This is a genomic window from Microbispora oryzae, from assembly GCF_017896165.1.
Lineage (GTDB): Bacteria > Actinomycetota > Actinomycetes > Streptosporangiales > Streptosporangiaceae > Microbispora > Microbispora oryzae.
The window spans coordinates 88,323-109,407 of record NZ_JAFCNB010000016.1; the positions used below are offsets into that span (position 1 = coordinate 88,323).

The window sequence follows — 21,085 nt, forward strand, 5'->3', positions numbered from 1 at the left end:
CGGAGGGCCTCCCGTCCCGGCGGAGCGCCATCCGCCGGGGGACGGTCCACTGGTCCCACAGGTCTCACACGTCGTGCACCGTTCCGGCGTACCGCTGCGCGAAGCGAGTGCCGGCGGCGGCGGTCACGGTGATGTCGTAGCGGCCGTCCTGGATCTCCCAGGCGACCTTGGTCCGGTCGCCGGGGCCCACCCAGACGGTCTGCGGCTTCCCGCCGAAGTCGTTCGGGGTGATCGTGAACGCGACCTCGGCGCCGCCGTCGTTGGACAGCGTCAGCCGGATCTCCGGCTTCCGCCCGGCGCACCGCAGCTCCGCCTCGGCCGACGGGACGGCGACGTCGTCCTGCCCGGCGCGGATGACCGTGCCCGCGAACCGCCGGACGAAGCCGTCGGCGCCGTGCACCGCGAAGTCGTACCGCCCGTCGGTCGCCGTCGCGTCCCACACGTACGTGCGGGAGGAGCGCGGCGGCACCGTGAAGGGGACGCCGGCGAACGGCTCCGCGATGGCGGGCAGGACGGTGAAGTGGAAGCCGGCCTTGCCGTCGTTGCGGAGGGTGCAGGTCACCGTCCCCTTCTCCCGGTCGACCGCGACGTCGGCCCACGGGGCGTACGGCAGCGCCCGGCGCGGCCGCTCACCCGGCTCCTGGACGGGCATCGCCTGCTGCCCGGCGGCCGGTGGCTTGACCGCCGGCAGCGACTGGCCGGCGTCGGCCCTGGCCATCAGTGCCACCGTGTCGGGCAGGCGCGGGATGCTGTAGTCGGGCTTGCCGAAGTCGAAGCAACTCGTCAGGTCGCCGCAGACGGTGCGCCGCCAGTCCGAGATGTTCGGCTCCCGCACTCCGGTGACGACCTCCAGGAAGCGCAGCACCGAGGTGTGGTCGAACACCTGGGAGTTCACCCAGCCGCCCCGCGACCACGGGGAGACCACGAACATCGGCACCCGGCTGCCCAGGCCGATCGGCTTCCCGCCGGCGAACTCGTCCGGCGTGCCCGTCTCGGGGAACGGCGGGATCACATGGTCGAAGTAGCCGTCGTTCTCGTCGTACATGAGCAGGAAGACGGTGTGCCGCCACACGTCCGGGTTGGAGAAGAGCGACTGCAGCGCCGTGTTCACCCAGTGGGCGCCGTAGTCGGGGCTCGCGTCGGGGTGCTCGCAGAACAGGTACGGCGCCACCAGCCACGACACCGTGGGCAGCGTGCCGTCCTTGCAGTGCTGGTCGAAGGCGGTCAGGTCCCACTTCGTCATCGCGTTGACGTAGCGAGGGTCGTCCTTCGGGAAGGCGTGGAACTGCTTGAAGTACGACAGGCCGTTGTCGTCGTAGTCGCCGTTCCGGTCGTCCGAGCCGTCGGGGTTGTGATAGACGCGCCACGTCACCCCGGCCTTCTCCAGCCGCTCCGCGTACGTCGTCCAGTCGGCGACCGGGTTCTGCGTCACCACGGAGTTGTCGGTGAACGGGCCGGTCGTGCCGTCCCGCCCCGGGCCCGCGGTGCCCGACCACAGATAGAGGCGGTTGGGGTCCGTCGGGCCGTTCAGTGAGCAGAAGTAGCCGTCGCAGAGCGTGAAGGCGTCGGCCAGCGCGTACTGGTAGGGGATGTCGTCGCGAGTGAAGTAGCCCATGGTGCGCTCGCCCTTGGCGGCCACCCACCGGTCCATGGCGCCGCCGCCGACGGCCTGGTGGCCGGTGTCCCAGTCATGCGGGAGGCCGCCCGCGTTCTGGGCGTTGTACTTCGTCGTGTCCATCCGGAACGGCAGCAGGTGGCCCTCCTGCCGGCCGAGGTCGGGCTGGCGGAAGACGCTGTCGCCGTTCGGGAAGGTGAGCGCCTGGCGGTCGCCGAATCCGCGTACCCCGCGGAGGGCGCCGAAGTAGTGGTCGAAGCTGCGGTTCTCCTGCATCAGGATGACGACGTGCTTGACGTCGCCGATGCCCCGGGGCCGGTCCGCGCTCGCGAAGCCGTCCCCGGAGCCGTCCGCGGAGGCGCGGGCCGTGCCCGTACCGGCCAGTCCGACCGCGGCGGCCGCGCCGGCTCCCGTGCCGAGGAAGACCCGGCGGCTGATCTCAGTCATCGAAAGGTTCCTTGATCCGATGGGGGGTCAGCCGCGAGAGGCCGACAGGGTGAACGTGACGACGGCCGCGGCGTGGTCGGACGGCCAGCCGTTCCCGGCGGTGCCGGGCACGGGCCGGGGCCAGCCCGTGTAGAGGGTGTGGGCTTCCACGACTTTCAGCGCGCCCGCGTACTGGATCTGGTCGACGCGGTCCTGGGGCTCCGGACCGCCGCCGTCCCGCTCGGGCCGCACCGGCGACCAGGTGTAGCCGGGAGCCTTGGCCGGGTTGGGGTTGGCCTCGCGGAACGCGTCGACGAGCTTCGCCCGCTCCAGCTCGTAGGTGACGGGCCAGCGCAGCCTGCGCACCCCTCCGTGCGCGGACGCCGTACGGCTGGTCCAGTCGAGGTGGGACGGCGAGGCCAGGCCGGCGGCCAGGACCACGGGGACGCCGGAGGAGAGGTCTCCGCGCATGGCGGTCAGCAGCGCCTGGACCTGCCGGTAGCGGAGTGTCAGCTTCTCGGCCGCCTCCACGTCCGCGGCGGTCCGGCCGGCCAGCAACGCGTACGGGCCGTAGCCGGCCTCGTCGAGCTGCGCCGTCCACAGCCGCACGGTCCGGTCGCCGGGCAGGCGCACCGTGGCGGCGGCCGCGGGCAGCCCGGCCGTGGCGACCACGACGTCACCGAGCGGGTGGCGGCTGACGATGCCGAGGCCGCCCGTCGTCTGATGGACGTTCCAGCCGAGGGCGTCGGCCAGCGCCCGGGCCCCGGTGTCGCCGGTCTCCTGGAGCGCGACCACGTCGAGGTTCTGGGTCAGCACGAGCCGGATCTGCTTCTCCAGCGCGCCGGCGACATGCGTGCCGGCGTCCCAGAGGTTCAACGTGGCGATCTTCAGGGGCACCCGGTCGCCGGTCTGCCTGACCGGCACCTGAACGGTGACCGTGTCGGTCCCGGCCGCGCTGTCGCGCACACCGACCAGCAGCCGTCCGGGGGTCTTCGGCGCCCGGGCGGGCACGGTGCCGGTGACGGTGCCGTCCGCCGTCACGGACAGCCACGCGTCGCCCTCGGCGCGGGTGAACTCGGCCCGCCCGTCGGGGTTGCCCTCCGGGCGGACCCACAGTCCGCCGAGCCGCACGGAGAGGGCCGTGCCCACGGTCTGCGGCGCCGTGGTGAAGGCGTCCACGGCCGCGTACGGGCGTGGGGTGACGGGCCTGGGCGCGAAACCGAACGGCGTGGTCTTGGCCAGGACGCCGTATCCGTCCTTCGCCAGGAGATAGGCCGTGTACGGCCCGCCGGTCAGGCCGCCGGTGTCGAGGGTGGTGTCGCCGGAGGCGCCGGGGGTGTACACCCAGACGAGCGAGCCGCCGTTGCCCGGCTGGCGGTTGCCGTCGTAGACGCCGATCCAGTTCTTGGCGTCGGGGGCCTCGGTGGTCCAGTGGAAGGTGAGCCGGTCGCCCTCCAGCGGGTGGGCGGGCGAGGCGAGCACGATGCTGTCACCGGACGGCGAACCGGCGAAGCTGAAGGGCTCGCTCTGCGCCAGGATGCCGTAGCCGTCCTTGGCCAGCAGATAGGCGGTGTACGGGCCGCCGATCAGAGTGGAGGTGTTGAGGGTCACCTCGCCGGATTCGCCCGCTGTGTACGACCACACGAGCGAGCCGCTGCCGCTGGCCGGCTTGCGGTCGCCGTCGTAGACGCCGATCCAGTTCTTGGCGTCCGGGGCGTCCGTGGTCCACCGGAAGGTCAGCCGGTCGCCCTTCTGAGGCTGGGACGGGGAGGTGAGTGTGACGCTGCTGCCCGCGGTCGCGGCAGTCGAGAGGGGTGGCACTGGTACGGGTCCTCTCCGCCCGGGCGACGTCGCGACGGCACCCGGGTTGGACGAGTTGTCTGTATAACTCGCCCCAGTAAGCACGGTCCCGGGGACGGACCGATGAACGACAGGTTGCCGGGGCCGGGGGACAGATGGAAATCATCGGCGCTGCTCAACGGGTGATCCCCCGCCGGACCGTCCGCCCTGACGGCCGCGCCGGGGGCCGGTCAGGCGGGGGGGCAGACCGGTTGACCGCACGATCCCTGCGCGCACATCCCATGGTTCTGGACCCCGGCCCATGACCCGTCGGGCCTCGACGGTTTGGGATGGTTTGGAGGGAAGACATTCACCCCACCCTCACGCACGCGACATATGCCGGCAGATAGGCTCACGGGGGTGAACGGGCGCTGGATTGAACTGGAAGGTGCGGTCAACGTACGAGACCTGGGCGGTCTCCCCACCGTCGACGGCGGGACCACCTGCTTCGGGCGGGTGCTGAGGGCCGACAACCTGCAGGGGCTCACCGACGGAGACGTCGGCCGGCTCATCGGTGACCTCAAGCTGAGAAACGTGGTCGACCTGCGGTCGATGACCGAGGTGCGGCTGGAGGGTCCGGGACCGCTGCACCGGCTCTCCGAGGTCGTCATTCACCACCACAGCCTGTTCGCCGAGGGGGGTCACCTCACCGACGTGGAGGCCGACACCGTCGACGCGCGGGCACTGCCCTGGCAGGGCGAACTGGCCGAGGAAGACCTCGCGGAGTTGCGGGTCACCGGCTACTACTACAGCTACCTGCGTGACCGCCCCGACTCTGTGGTGTCGGCGCTACGCGTACTCGCCGACGACGACGGCATGGCAGTCGTGCACTGCGCGGCGGGGAAAGACCGCACCGGGGTGGTCAGCGCGCTGGCGCTCGAGGTCGCCGGCGCCTCCCGCCAGGCCATCATCGCCGACTACGTGGCGACCGGTGAACGGCTCGCCGCCGTACTCGCCCGGCTGCGGGCCAGCGACACCTACCGGGACGATCTCGACTCCAAGCCCGCAGACAGCCACCTCCCGCGCGGTGAGTTCATGGCGCAGTTCCTCGGGACGCTGGACAGCAGGTTCGGCGGGCCGCTGGGCTGGCTGGAGGCCAACGGCTGGACGGCCGCCGACACCGAGGCGTTGCGGAGCCGGCTGCGCGACTGACAGTGATGATGTAGGTGAGCACCTCCCGCCAGGGTTTGACCCAGCGACTGACTGACCTTGGGTCCTGAACGGGATCTGTCGGCCCTGGCCGGGAGGTGCTCATGTGCACTCACTGGACGTGGCGTTGTGACTTCATAGGAGCCTGGCCAGAGGCCCCATCACTGTCTTGTCCGCCTTGCCCGGCTGGTGCGTGCCGCCCTGCCCCCGGTCAAGACGACAGGACGACGATGCCCCCCATTACACCCCAAGACCCGGCACCCACCGAGGTCGCCGGCGGCGTCGACACCCATCAAGACACCCACACCGCGGCCGTCATCGACATGGTCGGGCGGGTGCTGGGCAGCGAGCAGTTCCCCGCCACCACGGCCGGATACCACGCGCTACTCAGCTGGATGCAGGGATTCGGGCGCCTGGTGACAGTCGGGGTCGAGGGCACCGGTGTCTACGGCGCCGGGCTCGCCCGGCTGCTCCGCGAACGAGATGTCTGCGTGGCTGAAGTTGACCGCCCCGATCGCAAGGCCCGCCGGTTCCAGGGCAGGTCCGACCCGATCGATGCCATCGCCGCTGCCAAGGCGGCCCTGGCCGGACAACGGACCGGCACACCCAAACAGCGTGACGGCCAGATCGAAGCGCTGCGCAATCTGCGGGTGGCGCGCCGGTCGGCGATCGATGCGTGCCGATGTCCAGCGCCAGATCAAGGCGTTTGCTTGTCGCCGCCAACGGAGTGGGGACCGACGTCGCCGGCCAATTGCTGATCACCGCCGGTGAAAATCATGACCGGCTGCGCTCGGAGGCCGCCTTCGCCATGCTCTGCGGCGCCGCCCCCATCCCGGCCTCGTCCGGCAAGACCACCCGGCACCGGCTCAACCGCGGAGGTGACCGGCAGGCCAACGCCGCCCTCTACCGCGTCGTCCTCTGCCGCCTGCGCTGGGACCCCCGCACCCGCGCCCACATGGAACGACGCACCAAACAAGATCTGTCCAAGAAAGAGATCATCCGCTGCCTCAAACGCTACATCGCCCGCGAGCTCTACCGAATCATCACCACGAACGATCACGAGCTCGCTGCTTGACATCCATAGGAGCATCCACCACCTCGGGGCGCGCCGTCGTCAGGTCGTCCGCGCGCGTGAACGCCGTTTCTATGCGTGCCGTGGGTTCTATGCGTGCCGTGGGCCGAGGCGCACGATTTCGCCGGTCGCGGCGGAACGCCGGGCGGCCTGCAGCACGGCGATGGGCTCGATGACGCTCTCCACCGTGACCGGTGGCTCCGCCCCCGAGACGAGGCAGGCCACCACACCCTCGTAGAACCGCTGGTAGGCCCCTGGTTCTGTGGGGACGGCCCGGTGCTCGCCCTCGACCCCGAGCGCGCCCCACCGTTCGGGGGGCTCCGCACCCCAGCCCGTCGCCAAGGCGCCGGGACTCTCCGCGAAGGCGGCCGGCCCGGGTCTCTCGCCCGCCCGCAGCCGCTCCTCCTGCGGGTCCAGGCCCCATTTCACGTACGACGCCCGGGACCCGAGCACCCGGAACCGGGGTCCGAGCCGCCCGGCGACCGCGCTCATCCACAGGTGGGAGCGGGTGCCGCTCTCGTGCGTCAGAGCGACGAACGCGTCGTCGTCCGCGCGTACGCCGTCCCGCCTCGCGTCGGCCTCCGCGTAGACGCAGGCGACCGGGCCGAACAGGCGCACCGCCTGGTCGACGAGGTGGCTGCCCAGGTCGAGCAGCGTGCCGGCGAGGTCGTCGGGCCCGCCGGACTCGCGCCAGCCGCCCTTCGGCGCCGGACGCCACCGCTCGAACCGGGACTCGAACCGGTGCACCCGCCCGAGATCGGGCAACAGGCGGCGCAGAGTGAGGAAGTCGCCGTCCCAGCGCCGGTTCTGGAACACCGACAGCATCAGCCCCCGGCCGGCGGCCAGTCGAATGAGCGAACGGGCCTCATCGACGGTGCCGGCGAGCGGTTTGTCCACGACGACGGGCAAGCCGGCCTCCAGGGCCTCCTGGGCGAGCGGCACATGGGTGCGGTTGGGAGACGCGATCACGACGAGGTCCGCGCGCTTCCACAGATCCCCGGCGGCCGCGACGACGTCGGTGCCCGGGTGGTCCCGTCGTACCGCGTCGGCCCTGCCCGGGTCACGGGTGACGACGGCGGTCAGCCGCAGCCCGGGGGTGGCCGCGATCAGTGGTGCGTGGAAGAACGCGCCGGCGGGGCCGTATCCGACCAGGCCGACGCGGATGTCCGCGGTGCCGTACATGGGGAGGGTGTCGTCTCCTGGGGGTCAGCTGTCGCTGTCGTCGCGCTCGGCGAGGAACGCCTCGAACTGCGCGGCCAGTTCGTCGCCCGTGGGCATGGGGGTGTCCTCAGCGAGCAGGTTCTCCCGCTCGGCACCGGACTGGAAGGCGTCGTACTGCTGCTCCAGGCCGCGGATGGCCACCGACAGCTCGGTCGAGGAGCTGATCTGCTCCTCGATCTCCGTCAGGGTCTTGTCCGCCGCGTCCCTGAGCCCGTCGAGGGGGAACACCAGCCCGGTGTGCGAGGTCACGGCCTCCAGTACGGCCAGGGCGGCCTGCGGATACTCCGCCTGGGCCAGGTAGTGCGGCACGTGGACGGCGAAACCGGCCGCGTCGTGCCCCTTGGCGCCCAGCCGGTACTCCAGGAGGGCGGCGGCGCTGCCCGGCACCCGTACCTTGCCGAACGGACTCGGGTTCCCGCTGAGCAACTCGGGCTTCGATCCGTGGGCGGTGTGTCCCAGCGGACGTGTGTGGGGGACGCCCATGGGGATGCCGTGCCCGGTGATCACCTTGGCGACCTTCAGGTCGTCGACCAGTACGGCGACGGCCTCGGTGAAAAGCTCCCACTCCCGGTCGGGCTCCGGCCCGGTCAGGATGAGAAACGGCGTGCCGGTCGTGTCGTGCGCCAGGTGAACGGACAGCTCGGGGGCGTCGTAGTCGGTCCAGCGATCGGTGTCGAACGTCATCACGGGTCGCCGGGACCGGTAGTCGAGCAGCCGGTCCACGTCGAACGTCGCGACGACCCGGTGCTCCAGCTCGGCGAGGAGATGTCCGAGAGCGAGCCGTCCGGCGGATCCCGCGTCCACGAAGCCCTCGAAGTGATAGAGCAGCACCGGATCGGTCAGCTCGGGGAGCTCCCCGTCGAGCCGATAGAGATCCGTAGGGTCGAACACGTGTCCCAGCCTTTCTCAAGGGAACCTTTTAGCTAGTGAACCTACGGGGTACGACCGGCATTCCGTGCGGTCCAGGTGACCTTACCGGGGAACAATGCACCGCATGGAGCCCGACCCGGAGCTGGAGGAGCTCGCCACCAGGCTGTTCGACCTGGCCAGGCGGGGCCGTACGGAGGCGCTGTGCGCGTACGTCGACGCCGGCGTCCCCGTCGATCTGCGTAACCAGAAGGGCGACACGCTGCTGATGCTGGCCGCCTACCACGGCCACGCGGAGACCGTCCGGGCACTCGCCGAACGGGGAGCCGATCCGGACCTCGCCAACGACCGCGGGCAGACGCCGCTCGCGGGGGCCGTCTTCAAGCAGGAACCGGACGTGGTGCGGGCTCTGCTGGACGTGGGCGCCGATCCGTACGCCGGCACCCCTTCGGCCCTCGACACCGCCCGCATGTTCGGTCAGACGCAGATCATCTCGTTGCTGGAGTCGTGATTCGGTCGGCCCGAAATTTGTCACTATAAGCGTCGGGTCTGGCCATCTTCTCACCCCGTGGTCATGCTGTACCGCATGGCTGCTACGTCCGTGCATTCTCCTGGCAGACATCCGCTCCGAATTCCCTCACTGGACTGCCCGTTTCCCAGTGAGATCAATCAGTATGTAGAAGAGGCGAACGAGGAGAGCTTCGTCTGGCTCATTCGCACCGGCATGATCGAGGATGAGCGGCAGCTCGGCGTCTACCGCAAGGCGAAGTTCGGATGGCTGACGGCTCGCGCCTACCCCCGTGTCGACCGGGACATGCTCCGGCTGCTCATGGACTGGTGCATCTGGCTCTTCGCCTTCGACGACGGTTTCTGCGAGTCCGAACAGCTGAGCCGCCGCACCGCGCTGATCGCCCGCGCCCTCCCCGACATGTTCCGGGTCCTGCACGACCTGGAGAACGACGACGAGCCGACCAACGTCTTCGCTCTCACCCTCCGCGAGCTCAAGGATCGCATCGCCGTGCACGCGGAGCGCGACCAGCTCGAACGGTGGTGCACGGCCACCAGGGAGTACATATTCGCTCAGGTCTGGGAAGCGTCCAACCGCGAGACCGATTTCGTTCCCACTCCCGAGGATTACATTTTCATGCGCCGCCGGACCGGCGCCATGTATCCGGTCTACGCTCTTATCGACATCGCGGGCGGATATCGCCTCTCTCCCGAGGAGTGGCACCACCCCGACATCAGGGAACTGACCGAGCACGCGAACGATCTGGTGGTCTGGGACAACGACCTGTTCTCCTACGCGAAGGAGAAGAGGCACGACCAGGCCCGGCACAATCTGGTCAACGTGCTGATCACTCACCGTGGTTACGCCCTGCAGGACGCGCTGGACGAGGTCGCCGGGATGCACGACCGGGCGGTCGCCCGGATGATCGAGCTCCGCTCCTCGGTGGAGACGTGGGGTTCGCCGGCGGTGCTCGACTACACGCTCGGCCTCGAGCACTGGGTGCGCGGTCACATCGAGTATTCGTTCGACAGCGCTCGCTACATCCTGGCGTGGCCGGAGGACACGAAGTGGCCCGCCAGACGGGCCGGGGCCCGCGGTCGCTAGTCGGCGTCCTGCTCGCCGAGCGCGAAGCTGATCGCGTCGTCGAGGTTCCGCTGCGCCCCCTCCTCGAAGGCCGCCTGGTAGGCGTCCTCGCCGAGCGTGCGCTGACACTCCTTCACCGCCTGCTCGTGCTCGGCCGTGAAGAAGGGCGAGCCGAACTGGGGGAGACCGAACAGCTCCCAGTTCGCCTGGGCGGCGCCGAGGATCTGCGCCGCCTGCGCCGCCTGGCCCTGATCGATGCTGAGGTTGGCCAGCGTCTCCATCGTCATGACGGTGCCCAGCACGTCGTGGAACGCCCGCTTCAGCCGGAGGGCCTGGCGTGCGCTGTCCACCGCCTCCTCGATGCGGCCGGTTGCCCGCAGGGTCAGCGCCATGGCGTACGACGTGTATGAGCGCAGCCACAGCTCACCGCGTTCGTGGCTGATCTTGAGACAGTCCTGCAGCAGGGTCTCGGCCTCGAAGAACTCCTGCTGCGCGGTGAGCACGAGCGCGAGCTCGACGATCGCGGGGAGCAGGCCGGGGTTGAGCTCCCGCCCGCCCCGGTGGAACTCGATGGCCACGCCCAGCAGCGCCATCGCCTTCCTCAGGTCGCCCTGGAGGAAAGCGGCCGTTCCGAGCATCTTCGTGGCGAGGATAACGGCGCCCGAATCTCCCACCTGAACGGCGTCGGTGCTGCACTGCTCGGCCGCCTCGACGGCGCCGTTGATGTCGCCCTGGGCGCTGCGGATGTAGGACAGGACCCACAGCGCCTTGCACCGCTCCTTGCTGGCCTGCGGGGTGGCCTCAAGCGTGCGCTCCAGGTAGAGCCGTCCTTCGCGGGCGAATCCGCAGGCCATCCACATGTACCAGAGCGCCGACAGCAGTTCGAGGGCGACCCTCTCCTCGCCCCGCCTGGACAGGCAGAATTCGAGGGCCACGCGGATGTTGTCGTGCTCCTGCCGCATCCGGACGAACCAGTGGACCTGGCGGGGCCCGGACCAGGCGTGTTCGCCGCGCTCGGCGAGCTGCAGGTAGAAGTCCCGGTGCCGGCGCCGCCGCGTCTCGGTCTCGCCGAGCTTGTCGAGCCACTCTCCGCCGTACTGCCGCAGCGTGTCGATGAGGCGGTACCGCTGTCCGGCGGGCGTGGAGAAGCTGAGCAGCACCGACTTGTCCACGAGGCCGGTGATGACGTCGAGGATGCGCTCGGAGATCAGGTTGTCGCCCGCGCAGACGTAGCGGGCCGCCTCCAGCTCGAAGTCTCCGGCGAAGACCGACAGGCGGGCCCAGAGCAGCCGTTCGGCCGGCTCGCACAGCTCGTGGCTCCAGCCGATCGCCGCGCGCAGCGTCTGGTGCCGCGGCAGGCCGGTACGGCTGGCCCCGGCCAGGAGGCTGAACCGGTCGGTGAGGAGTCCGAGGATCTGCTCGACCGACAGCGTCCGCAGGCGTACGGCGGCCAGCTCGATCGCGAGCGGAATGCCGTCGAGGCGGCGGCACAGCTCCGCGACCACAGCGATGTTGTCCTCGTCGACCGCGAAGTCGGGCATGACGGCGCCCGCGCGTGCGCCGAACAGCTCGACGGCCTCGTTGGTGAAGGGGCTCTCCGCCGGATCGTCGCCGGGGACCGTCAGCGGCGGGACGGCGACCGTGTACTCGCCCGGTGTGTTGAGCGACCGGCGGCTGGTGGCGATGACGCGCAGATTGGGCGCCGCCTGGAGCAGTTCCTGGATGAGCTCCGCGCAGGCGTCGACGAGGTGCTCGCAGGTGTCGAGGATCAGCAGGATCTCGCGGTCGGCCAGCCAGTCGGTCAGGGTGTCGGAACCCCGCCGGGCCGACTGGTCCGCGATCCCGAGCGCCGCGGTGATCGTGTGGTGCACCATCTCGGGATCCTGGAGGCGGGCCAGGTCGGCGTACCAGACGCCGTCCCTGAACCGGCGCCGCACCTGGTGGGCGATGCGCAGCGCCGTGCGCGACTTGCCGACCCCGCCGATGCCGGTCACCGTCACCAGCCGGGACTCCTGCAGCCGCTGCCTGAGCGTGGCCAGAAGCCGTGCCCGTCCCACGAAGCTGGTGAGCTCCACGGGAAGGTTCCCGTCCTGTCGCCATCCTGCTGGCGTTGCCATGCCGCCTCACGGGGGGTGTCGTCCGGCGTGCTGTCTGCTCCCGCATCGTACCTTCGCGCGCCGACGGCTGTCCGGGCGCTGAGTGGAGGGTTTGTCCCCTCGGAGAAATTCGCGGGACCCGCCGGATGTCACCCCGCGGCCGCTCTCCGTTTCACCGTTGCGGCTAGCATGGACGACGTGAGTGTGCAGCATCCGGATGACATGCGTCCGGTGGACCTCTTCGACGAGGGGCTGCCGGTGCTGCCAGACCAGACGAGCGACGACACCGATACGGGGTGGGGCGACTGGCGTCCCGACTCCGACGACTCCCGTTATCTGGAGGAACGCCCGCCCCACTGGGACTGACCAGGGGCTACGACACCACGTCCTTGCGCCGGAACCGGCGGAAGGCCAGGGCGATCAGGACCGCCGAGTACGCCACGGAGATCGCGACGCCCTTGGCCATCCCGCCGTATTCGGGCTGCGGTGAGAGCGCGTCCAGCCAGGCGGTGTTCCAGAAGGTCGGGAGGAACTCGCGCAGCGAGCCCAGGGCCTCCACCGCCTGGAGGATGCTGCTCACGATCACGAGCCCGACCGCGCCGCCGACCGCGCCCAGCGGTGAGTCCGTGCTGACCGACAGCAGGAAGGCCAGCGCGGCGACCACGAGCTGGCTCACCATGGCGTAGCCGATGACCAGGGCGAACTTGGGCAGCACGTCGCCGGCGGGGATCACCTCTCCGGTGCCGGGGACCCGGATGTCGTTCCAGCCGAAGGCGAGCGTGCCCGCGAGCAGCGCCATCAGCGGGACCACGGTCACCGCCGCCGCCGAGTACGTCAGCGCGACCAGGAGCTTGTGCCACAGCAGCCGGTCGCGCGGCACGGGCGCGGCGAGCAGGTAGCGCAGCGACGACCAGCTCGCCTCGCTGGCCACGGTGTCACCGCAGAACAGCGCCACGGCGACGACGAGCAGGAAGCCGGCCGACACCGACAGCGCGAAGGCGGCGAAGTTGAGCCCGCCCTGCGTGGCGAGGTCCGACAGCCGCAGGCTGTTCTGCCCGTTCTGCCCGCCCGCCGGCCCGAACTGGAACGCCACGACGAGGATCCACGGCAGCGCCAGCAGCAGTCCGAACATCACGAGCGTGCGGCGCCGCCGGAACTGCCGCGCGAACTCCACCCGCAGGGGCAGCGTCCGCCCGGGGGAGTAGCCGGGCGCGTGCCCGGCGGTGTCCGGCCGGGTCTGGTTCATCGGCCCTCTCCGATCAGATCGAGGAACACGTCCTCCAGGCGGGTGCCGGAGCCGTTCGCCGGCGCCGTCGCGGTGAGCAGCTCGCCGACCGGCCCGGCCGAGACCAGCCGCCCCCGGTGCATCACCACCACGTGACTGCAGGTCTGCTCGACCTCGCCGAGGAGATGGCTGGACACGATCACCGTCCTGCCGCCCTCGGCGTACGCCCGGAGCACCCGGCGCATCTCGGCGATCTGCGGCGGGTCGAGGCCGTTGGCGGGCTCGTCGAGCACCAGCAGATCGGGCAGGCCCAGCATGGCCTGTGCGATGGCCAGCCGCTGCCGCATGCCCTGCGAATAGGTGCGCACGGCCCGGTCGAGGGCGGCGCCCAGCCCGGCGATCTCCAGTGCCTCCTCGAGACGCGCGTCCGCCGCCGGGCGGCCCGTGGCCCGCCAGTACAGCTCCAGATTGGCCCGCCCGCTCAGGTGGGGCAGGAAACCGGGGCCCTCCACGAACGATCCGAGCCGCGAGAGCACCGCCGCCCCCGGGAGGACCCTGGTCCCGAAGATCCGGATCTCGCCCTCGTCGGGATGGATCAGGCCCATCAGCATGCGCAGGGTCGTCGTCTTCCCCGCGCCGTTCGGTCCGAGTAGACCGAGCACCTGCCCTCTCTCGACCCGGATCGACAGGTCGTCGACCGCCTTCTCGCCGTCGCGGTAACGCTTGCCCAAGCCCGTGATGACCAGGGGCACGTCCGCCAGGTGCTCGTCGGTACGCCCGGCACCGCGGGGCGCGCGCCCGGTGAGCAGCAGGACGGCCGCGGCGAGGAGCCCCGCCAGCGGCAGCGCCCAGGTCCACCAGACGGGACCGGTCGAGGGCGCGGTCAGCGCCGGGTCGCGGGGCAGGGTCAGCCGCGGCGAGGCGAGCTCCACGGTGTGTACGGCGGGGGCGGCCGGGGTGGCGTATCCGAGGTCGGTGGTGGAGAAGACGACACGCAGCCGGTGTCCCGCGTCGAACCGCCAGTCGATCGCCGGGAGCGTCACCGTGACCGGCGTGCCCGCCTCGGTCGCGGTGACCCGGAACGGCGCGACCAGGTTCGACGGCAGCATCGGCAGGGCGCCCCCGGATACGTCGTAGAGCTTGCCGAACAGCGTCGTGTCCCCCGTGCCGCGGACCCGGATCGTGATCGACGGGCTGCCGGTCACCTGGACCGCCCCGGCCAGTGGCGCCGACTCGAAGGCCGCCGCCTGGCCGGGGATGTCGAGGGCGGGCGACACGCTGCCGCCGGCTCCGCCCAGCAGGCCGCCGAACCCCGGCACCGACGAGATCGCCGCCGGGGAGCCGCCCGGGGGATTGGCCACCGGCTGCGGAGAACCGGCGACGTCCACGGTCGTCCGGTCCGTGCCGCCCAGACCCGGATACCGGCCGGCGGTGGCGTGCAGCAGGACGGGCCGGCGCGTCCCCGGATCGCGGCCGCCGTCCCGGGTCACCGTGAAGGCGGCCCCGTCAGGGGAACTCTTCGTCGGGGTGCCGCCGCGCGCCGAGTGCCTGAGCCACTGGTCGAACCAGCCCACCGTGCGATCGAAGACCCAGTCGGACTCCGGATCGCCGCCGTCGTGCCCGCCCGCGTACCACGCCACCTCGACCGGGGCGCCGGTGGCGGCGATCACCCGGGCGTTGGCGTCGGCGTGGGAGAGCGGGAAGAGCGAGTCGCGCCGCCCCTGGATCAGCAGGGTGGGAATCGCGATCCGGCCCTGGACCGACACCGGGCTCGACCGCCGGAGCAGGTCGATCGCCTCAGGCGTGGCCCGCCCGGTCGCGGCCACCGTCTGGTACATGTCGCAGATCGCCGGCAGGAACCGCCCGCACCGCACCTGATCCGGCGTCGGCGGCGGGGCCGCACCCGCCGGTGTGCCCCCGCCCGCCGCAGCGGCGACCCCGGCGACCCCCGCCGCGCCCAGCCCGCCTTCGGGCGCGAGCCGGTCGGCGGCCGAGCTGAAGAAGAGGCCGGCCCACATCTTCTTGAAGACGCCGTTCGCCGGTCCGGCCCCCGCCGCGTCGGGGAAGAGCGCGTCGGCCAGGTCGTACCAGGTGATCTGCGGGACGATCGCGTCGATCCGGCTGTCGTAGGCCGCGGCCATCAGCGCGACCGACCCGCCGTACGAGCCGCCCGCGATGCCGACACGCGGGTCTCCGGCCCGGTCGAGCAGGACCTCGGGGCGCCGGGCCAGCCAGTCGACGAGCTGACGGACGTCCTTCACCTCGTAATCGGGGGAGTTCAGTGCGATCTGACCGGTCGACCGGCCGAAGCCGCGGGCCGACCAGGTCAGCACCGCGTAGCCCCGCGCGGCCAGGCGTTCCGCTTGATCGCGCACGCTCTGCTTGCTGCCGCCGAAGCCGTGCGCGAGCAGTACGGCAGGGGCCCGGCCCCCGCCGGATCCCAGGCCGGGCGGGGCGAAGAAGGTGGCGTCGAGCGTGACCCGCTGGTCGCCCGCCGGCCCGTCGAGCACCGGGATCGTGACGTCGCGGCCCGGTGGCGGCGCGGGCGCGGGCCACAGGGCCCAGACCAGGGCGCCGGTCACCAGAACGGCCAGCGCGACGATGCCTGTGATGGCCCGCCGGCCGCCCCGAAACGTCATGTCGCGATGCTATCCGGCGGCCCTGAAATCCGCGTCGCTCCCGGATCGTGATGGTGTATCGGGGAGAACCCCGATTGCGCGGCGGTTGGGCGACCGGCATCATTTCGCGCGTGACGACAGGAAAGACCCTCAGGGACCTCCCCGGCGACGCCCTGAGGTGGGCCCTTCCCTATTGGACGCGCGGGGAGGCCGGAAGACAGACGCCGGCGGACCTCTTCCGCGTGCTCTACTACGGCTGGCTGATCGCGTTCGTGCTCAAGGTCCTCGGCGCGAGCTGGGACGTGTCCTGGCACTTCCGCTGGCTGCGCGACGACCTCGCCCCGCCGCACCTCCTCAACACCGTCGGCACGGTGATCGCCGTGGCGCTCACGATCGTGCACTGGTACACGGGGTACGGCGTGGACCGCACCTCCTCCAAGCTGATCGTCTGGGGCACCGGGGTCTTCCTGATCGCCATCCCGCTCGACCTGATCAACCACAGGGTGAACGGCGTCGACATCACCGCCTGGAGCCCCTCCCACGCGCTGCTCTTCATCGGGACCGCCCTGATGATCGTCGGAGTGATCCGCGGCTGGTTCGTGGGATCCGGCCGGTATCCCGAGATCTCTCCGATGCGCCGATCCGTCGTGCTGAGCGGGCTGTTCCTGTTCCTTTTCGAGGACGCGCACTTCCCGGAGCAGCACCAGGAGTACGGCGTGCTCGAGTTGGCCTCCTGGGACCGCGGCCATCCCTTCGCCGAGCCGTCGCTGCTCCGCTTCGCCGCCGAGCAGATGGGCCGGGCCGTCGACCGCGGCATGCTCCTCAAGTTCTCGCTGCCGGTGCCCGACTACGTCTATCCGCTCTACGCCACGATCATGGGCGTGTCGATCCTGGTTCTCGCCCGGCTCATGGTGGGCCGCCGATGGACGGCGACCTCCGTGGCGGCCACCTACGTCGCCTACCGCTGCCTGATCTGGCCGCTGCTCGTCGGCACCGGATTCCCGGCCTCGACGGTCCCGTTCTTCTTCCTGCTCGCCGGGATCGGCGTCGACCTCGCGTTCCTGCTGGCGATGCCGTTCCTGCTGCGTGCCGTCGCCGGGGCGGTTCTCGCGACCGCGGGCGTCTACGGCGGCCTGGCGCTGCAGGACCGGCTGCTGGAGGCGCCTCCGTTCCTGGCCGCCTCGTGGCCCGTGGCGGTCGCCGGGCTGGCGGCGGCGTGGATCGCCGTCGACGCGTTCGCCCGCGGGCGAGGGTGGTTCGCCGGCGGCCTCGACGTCACCGGCTCCGCCACCGCCTCCGGATCTCCCGCCGGGGCTCCCACGGAGACCGTCGTCGCGGTCGCGCCCGCCACGCTCACGTCGGGCGAGCCCGGGTAACCGCGCGCGGGGCGGCTCAGGCCACGGGCGCCCGGGTCAGGGCGACCGCCACGCCGTAGGCGAGCCCCATGAGGGTGACCTCCAGCGCCGCCCAGCGGGCGAACGCCGTGGGGGCGCGGCGGGCGACGGCGGGCATGAGCCGCCACCGCATGTTCGCGCCCGCCACGGCGACCAGGCCGATGAGCAGCGTCTTGGCAAGCACCAGCCAGCCGTACTTGGTGGTCACCAGCGACTGGGGGAAGGGCTCGAGCGGGGAGAGCAGCAGCTCGACGGCCCCGTTGAACAGCCCTGAGAGCGCGACCACGATGAGGGCCCAGGTGGCGAGCCGGGAGAACCGCGGGAGCGTCCGCGCCAGCAGTTCACGATCGCGCGACAGCAGCACGGCGAGGGAGAGCAGGCCGCCCGTCCACGCGGCGGCCCCGATGACGTGCAACTCCATCGAGACCATGCTCAGGTCGTGCCAGTACCAGTTCGACGCGTGGCCGGTGACCGGGAGGGGGAGCAGCCCGAAGCCGGTGACCAGGACCCGCAACTCGGCCGGCACCTTCTCGCCGAAGCGCACGGCGAACATGCCCACGGCCGCGCTCGCGAGCGCGCAACTGGCGCTCACCACGAGGCCCTGGCCGGTGCCGATGCCGTCGACATAGGCCACGACGTCGGGCACGGACCCCGGGGCCAGCTCGGCGGCGCTCAGCACCGTGCACACCAGCGCCGCGGCGCACCAGGCCAGCGCGGACAGCACCGCCCAGTGCCGCGCCCGGGCCGCGATCGGCTCCGTGCGATCGGGATCGTCGAAGCCGAGGAGCTTGGGCAGCAGGCTGAGCCCGACCGCGGCCGTCGCGGACAGGTCGAGGAGCTCCCGGAAGAACGGCAGGCCGTACTCGACGACCGGGCCCGGCATCGGGATTCCGGGGACGGACGCGGGAACGGTGAGCCACGTCGCCACCACGACCGCGAGGACGCCGCCGGTCACCAGGCCCGCGATCGGGGCCCGTGGCCGCGCGGCCCGGGCGCCGCTGTCCGCGGCCGCCGGCCGCTCCGTCGTCGCGGTCACGCCGCGCTCCCCGTCCGCCGGTCGTGGCGGACCAGCACGCGGACCGCGAGCGCGAGCAGCGCCGCCATCGCCACCAGCAGGCCCCAGACCCAGCCGCCGCTCGACCCGCCGCCGGCCCCGCTGCCCGTCCCGGAGTACGCGCCGGGGGCGGCGGCGGTGCCCCCCGTGGTGCCGCCCGTGATGCCGCCGGCCGTGCCGCCCGTGGTGCCGTCTGACGCGGTGCCGGAACCGGCGCTCGCCCCCGCGCTCGGCCCGGCCCCGCCCGGAGCCGCGCCGTCGCCCACGGTGTAGGTCAGAGTGCCGGTGACCGGGTGGCCGTCGTTGGAGACGATCCGGTAGCCGATCTGGTACGTCCCCGAGGCGCCTGCGCGCAGGCCGATGAAGACGTCGTCACCCGACACCCCGACGTCTCCCTGCTCGTAGTGGGCGCCGTCCGGGCCGGTCACCGCGATCCTCGCGAAGTCGCGGCGGACCGCCTGGTCGAAGGTGAGCGTGACCCGGGCCGGCGCCGCCGTCAGCCGGGCTCCGTCCTTCGGATCGCTGCCCACCAGCACGTTGTGCGCTTGCGCGGGCGCGGCGAACAAGAAGATCGGGACACAGGCGGCCAATAACACCAGGAGAGCGACCGGCGCCTTGGCGCCTGACAGGCGCCGGGTTCTGGGGGCGCGCGACACCTCGGACAACGTTTCGGCCTTTCCCTGGGGCGTCGGAGGACCCCGCTATGGTCCCACCGCCGGCCGCGGGCCGCAGCCGCGCCCTCCGGCCTGTGGACGAGCGCCGGCCTGTGGACGACGGCCGTCCGGCCCGATCACGCCCGGAGCCCCGCGGGCACGGGCAGGCCGTCAGACCAGCACCCATCCGTACAGCCAGGCGAGGAACGCGAGCCCGGACAGGACCGGGACGATCTGCAAGCCGCGGGCGTGCAGGCGGAACGCCTCGATCGTGGACGGCACGGCCGCCAGGACGGCGAGCGGCCCACACCACAGGAGGACGTGTGGCACGCCGACGGCCAGAGCCGTGTAGTCGGGCATCTGGTAGACGCTGACGGCGGCCAGCGCGATCAGCCCCACGCCCGCGAGCCCGGCCACGGTGTTCGCGGCTCCGCCGCGGCGGCGGATCAGGGCGAACAGCCCTGCGAGCAGCTGGACGATCGAGACGACCACGAAGAGGACCATGGGCGCGACGAGCCCGGGCGAACGCGAGACCCGGTACGCCGCCTCGGTCAGGAAGAGGTCTCCCGGCCGGACGACGGCGTACGGCGCCTTACCGGCGTCGCACGGCGCGGCGGTGGAGGAGGGGTCGTCGAGGAACGCGGCGATGGTCGCGCGCCCGCAGGCGCTCGACAGGAACACGGCGTGCCCGACCCCGGAGAACTCGGCGAATCGCGCGCCCGGGAGGGCCGTCGCGGCCTGCCGGGCGGCCTCCGGAGGCGCCGTCGGGTCGAGGCTCCCGCCGAGCACCAGCACCGGCGAGGTCACCTCACGCGCCGTGCTGAAAGCGCCCGCGCGAGCGGACGCCGTTCGAGCGGACGCTGTTCGAGCGGACGCCGCATGAGTGGGCGCCGTACGCGTGGCCGTCGCCTGTGCCGTCGCCGGCGTGGTGCCGGCCGGGAACGCGAGGCGGGCCCGTCGCGCCGGGGAATTGGCGTGGATCAGGGCGCCGGCGTCGGTCGACGTCGCCGTCGGCGCGGGTACGGCGAGGCCGGTCACGCTGTCACGGGACGCCGGGAGCTTCCAGGCGCCGCAGACCGTGGCGTCCACCACTCCGGTGAACAGGCGCGGTCCGCTCTGGGCCGGGAAGGCGTTGAACGGCACTTCGTCCTGGCACTGGACGGCGTAGTACAGGCCCCAGTCGTGGGAGGTGAGGGCGTCCCCGGCCTCGTCGACGATCGGCTGGAGCAACTCCGTCTTCCCGTCCGCGAGCCCCTCCACGAGGGCGGGGAGGATCGGGATCACGTCGCTCTCCTGCAGCGCCTCACCGAGGAGGGTGGCCACGTCGTCGCCGTTGAGCGTCACGTCGATCCGCTTGTGCGAGAGCGGGTCGACGGTGAGGTAGCCGGCCGGGTGGCCGTTGAGCCGGGCGACGGCCTGGTCGAATTTGGCGGCGATGCCGAGTTTGGTCAGCGACGACCTGAGGTTCGCGCCGGCCTGGTCGTACCACTTCGAGCCCTGGGGGAGGAAGGAGTCGAGCACGACGGCCCGGGTGCCCTGCGGGTCCCGTGAGGCGGCGAGCAGCATCGGCCGGGTGGAGTAGCTGACACCGAAGAGGTTCCACTGCTGGTAGCCGAGCGCCCGGCGCAGGTCGACGATGTCGGCGGCGATCTCGGCCGTGTTGTAGCCGCGCAGGTCGACGTGCTCGCTCACGAGCCGCGACTGGCAGGTCAGCGCCTCGCGGATGATCGGCGCGGTCTCCTTCGCGGTCGGCCCGGGGGTCGTGAGCGTCTCGATGACGGCCCGGGGGATCTCCGGGCAGCTGAGGCGGGGCTCGGAGTGCCGGCCGCCGCGCTGGTCGAGCACCACGACGTCGTGGTCCGGCACCATGTCCGACACGAACCCCGTGAGCTGGAGGGACGCCGATCCGGGGCCGCCGCTCATGTAGACGACCGGGTCGGGACGGCGGTTGGGCGAGGCCGACTTGTGGACCGCGAACGCGACCTTGATGGTCCTGCTGTTCGGGACGTCACGCCGTTCGGGGACGAGCAGGAACCCACAGGTGGTGCCGGAGGGCTCCGCCACGGGACAGTGCCCGTCCTCGATCGAGGGGCCGGGGGCGGCCAACGCGGCCGGGCCGCTCACGGCCAGCCCGGCATAGGCCGCGACTGATGACACGGCGATGACCAGAGCCGCGGCCGACGCCCTGATGGCCGCTCCACACCGACTAAGCAACCGTCAGCCCCGTCCCGCGAACCCGGCGATATCCGCAGAAACCTTAGCGCG

General features: G+C 71.7%; 15 protein-coding genes and 1 pseudogene. 6 read left to right on the forward strand and 10 right to left on the reverse strand.

Translation table 11 applies throughout. The annotated features are described in order from the left end of the window. Positions 1 to 64 precede the first annotated feature (64 nt). Positions 65 to 2,062, reverse strand: a complete 1,998-nt coding sequence (locus tag JOL79_RS24780; protein ID WP_210158279.1) for a phosphocholine-specific phospholipase C — start codon at positions 2,060 to 2,062, stop codon at positions 65 to 67. A gap of 27 nt (positions 2,063 to 2,089) precedes the next feature. Further along, positions 2,090 to 3,862 (reverse strand): endonuclease/exonuclease/phosphatase family protein, encoded by a 1,773-nt coding sequence (locus tag JOL79_RS24785; protein WP_210158280.1) that lies wholly within the window; start codon positions 3,860 to 3,862, stop codon positions 2,090 to 2,092. A gap of 378 nt (positions 3,863 to 4,240) precedes the next feature. On the opposite strand from JOL79_RS24785, the gene JOL79_RS24790 reads away from it, so the two are divergent. Together JOL79_RS24790 and JOL79_RS24795 are read left to right on the forward strand one after the other, a co-directional pair. After that, positions 4,241 to 5,032, forward strand: a complete 792-nt coding sequence (locus JOL79_RS24790) for a tyrosine-protein phosphatase (protein ID WP_307848706.1) — start codon at positions 4,241 to 4,243, stop codon at positions 5,030 to 5,032. Positions 5,033 to 5,259: 227 nt separating this feature from the next. Continuing rightward, a pseudogene (locus JOL79_RS24795) lies at positions 5,260 to 6,104 on the forward strand (IS110 family transposase). 87 nt (positions 6,105 to 6,191) lie between these two features. Here the strand turns inward: JOL79_RS24795 and JOL79_RS24800 are convergent. Next, on the reverse strand, positions 6,192 to 7,283 hold the full coding sequence (locus JOL79_RS24800; protein WP_210158282.1) for a Gfo/Idh/MocA family oxidoreductase: 1,092 nt from the start codon (positions 7,281 to 7,283) through the stop codon (positions 6,192 to 6,194). A gap of 24 nt (positions 7,284 to 7,307) precedes the next feature. Beyond that, positions 7,308 to 8,213 (reverse strand): PAC2 family protein, encoded by a 906-nt coding sequence (locus JOL79_RS24805; RefSeq protein WP_210158283.1) that lies wholly within the window; start codon positions 8,211 to 8,213, stop codon positions 7,308 to 7,310. Positions 8,214 to 8,307: 94 nt separating this feature from the next. On the opposite strand from JOL79_RS24805, the gene JOL79_RS24810 reads away from it, so the two are divergent. Both JOL79_RS24810 and JOL79_RS24815 read left to right on the forward strand, forming a co-directional pair. After that, positions 8,308 to 8,700, forward strand: a complete 393-nt coding sequence (locus JOL79_RS24810) for an ankyrin repeat domain-containing protein (RefSeq protein WP_210158284.1) — start codon at positions 8,308 to 8,310, stop codon at positions 8,698 to 8,700. A 213-nt stretch (positions 8,701 to 8,913) separates the two neighbouring features. After that, positions 8,914 to 9,801, forward strand: a complete 888-nt coding sequence (locus tag JOL79_RS24815; protein WP_210158285.1) for a terpene synthase family protein — start codon at positions 8,914 to 8,916, stop codon at positions 9,799 to 9,801. Here JOL79_RS24815 and JOL79_RS24820 read toward each other — a convergent pair. Continuing rightward, positions 9,798 to 11,897, reverse strand: a complete 2,100-nt coding sequence (locus JOL79_RS24820; RefSeq protein ID WP_210158286.1) for an ATP-binding protein — start codon at positions 11,895 to 11,897, stop codon at positions 9,798 to 9,800. The genes JOL79_RS24815 and JOL79_RS24820 overlap by 4 nt on opposite strands. A gap of 177 nt (positions 11,898 to 12,074) precedes the next feature. On the opposite strand from JOL79_RS24820, the gene JOL79_RS24825 reads away from it, so the two are divergent. Beyond that, the gene (locus JOL79_RS24825; protein WP_210158366.1) at positions 12,075 to 12,242 is read left to right on the forward strand and encodes a hypothetical protein; all 168 of its coding nucleotides are present in this window, start codon (positions 12,075 to 12,077) and stop codon (positions 12,240 to 12,242) included. Between the two features lie 7 nt (positions 12,243 to 12,249). On the opposite strand, the gene JOL79_RS24830 is transcribed toward JOL79_RS24825, so the two are convergent. Further along, positions 12,250 to 13,122, reverse strand: a complete 873-nt coding sequence (locus JOL79_RS24830) for an ABC transporter permease (RefSeq protein ID WP_210158287.1) — start codon at positions 13,120 to 13,122, stop codon at positions 12,250 to 12,252. Next, complete coding sequence (locus tag JOL79_RS24835; protein ID WP_210158288.1) at positions 13,119 to 15,740, reverse strand: alpha/beta fold hydrolase; 2,622 nt, start codon at positions 15,738 to 15,740, stop codon at positions 13,119 to 13,121. Before JOL79_RS24835 ends, JOL79_RS24830 begins: the two co-directional genes overlap by 4 nt. 110 nt (positions 15,741 to 15,850) lie before the next feature. Between JOL79_RS24835 and JOL79_RS24840 the strand changes: the two genes are divergently transcribed. Beyond that, on the forward strand, positions 15,851 to 17,095 hold the full coding sequence (locus tag JOL79_RS24840; protein WP_210158289.1) for a hypothetical protein: 1,245 nt from the start codon (positions 15,851 to 15,853) through the stop codon (positions 17,093 to 17,095). Between the two features lie 16 nt (positions 17,096 to 17,111). Here JOL79_RS24840 and JOL79_RS35590 read toward each other — a convergent pair whose 3' ends face one another. From JOL79_RS35590 to JOL79_RS24855, 3 genes are all read right to left on the reverse strand, one after another. Further along, positions 17,112 to 18,149 (reverse strand): CopD family protein, encoded by a 1,038-nt coding sequence (locus tag JOL79_RS35590; protein ID WP_210158290.1) that lies wholly within the window; start codon positions 18,147 to 18,149, stop codon positions 17,112 to 17,114. After that, positions 18,146 to 18,757: a copper resistance CopC family protein gene (locus tag JOL79_RS24850; RefSeq protein WP_210158291.1), complete on the reverse strand. Its 612-nt coding sequence runs from the start codon at positions 18,755 to 18,757 to the stop codon at positions 18,146 to 18,148. Before JOL79_RS24850 ends, JOL79_RS35590 begins: the two co-directional genes overlap by 4 nt. A gap of 234 nt (positions 18,758 to 18,991) precedes the next feature. Further along, positions 18,992 to 20,977: an alpha/beta fold hydrolase gene (locus JOL79_RS24855; RefSeq protein ID WP_210158292.1), complete on the reverse strand. Its 1,986-nt coding sequence runs from the start codon at positions 20,975 to 20,977 to the stop codon at positions 18,992 to 18,994. Between the last annotated feature and the right edge of the window lie 108 nt (positions 20,978 to 21,085).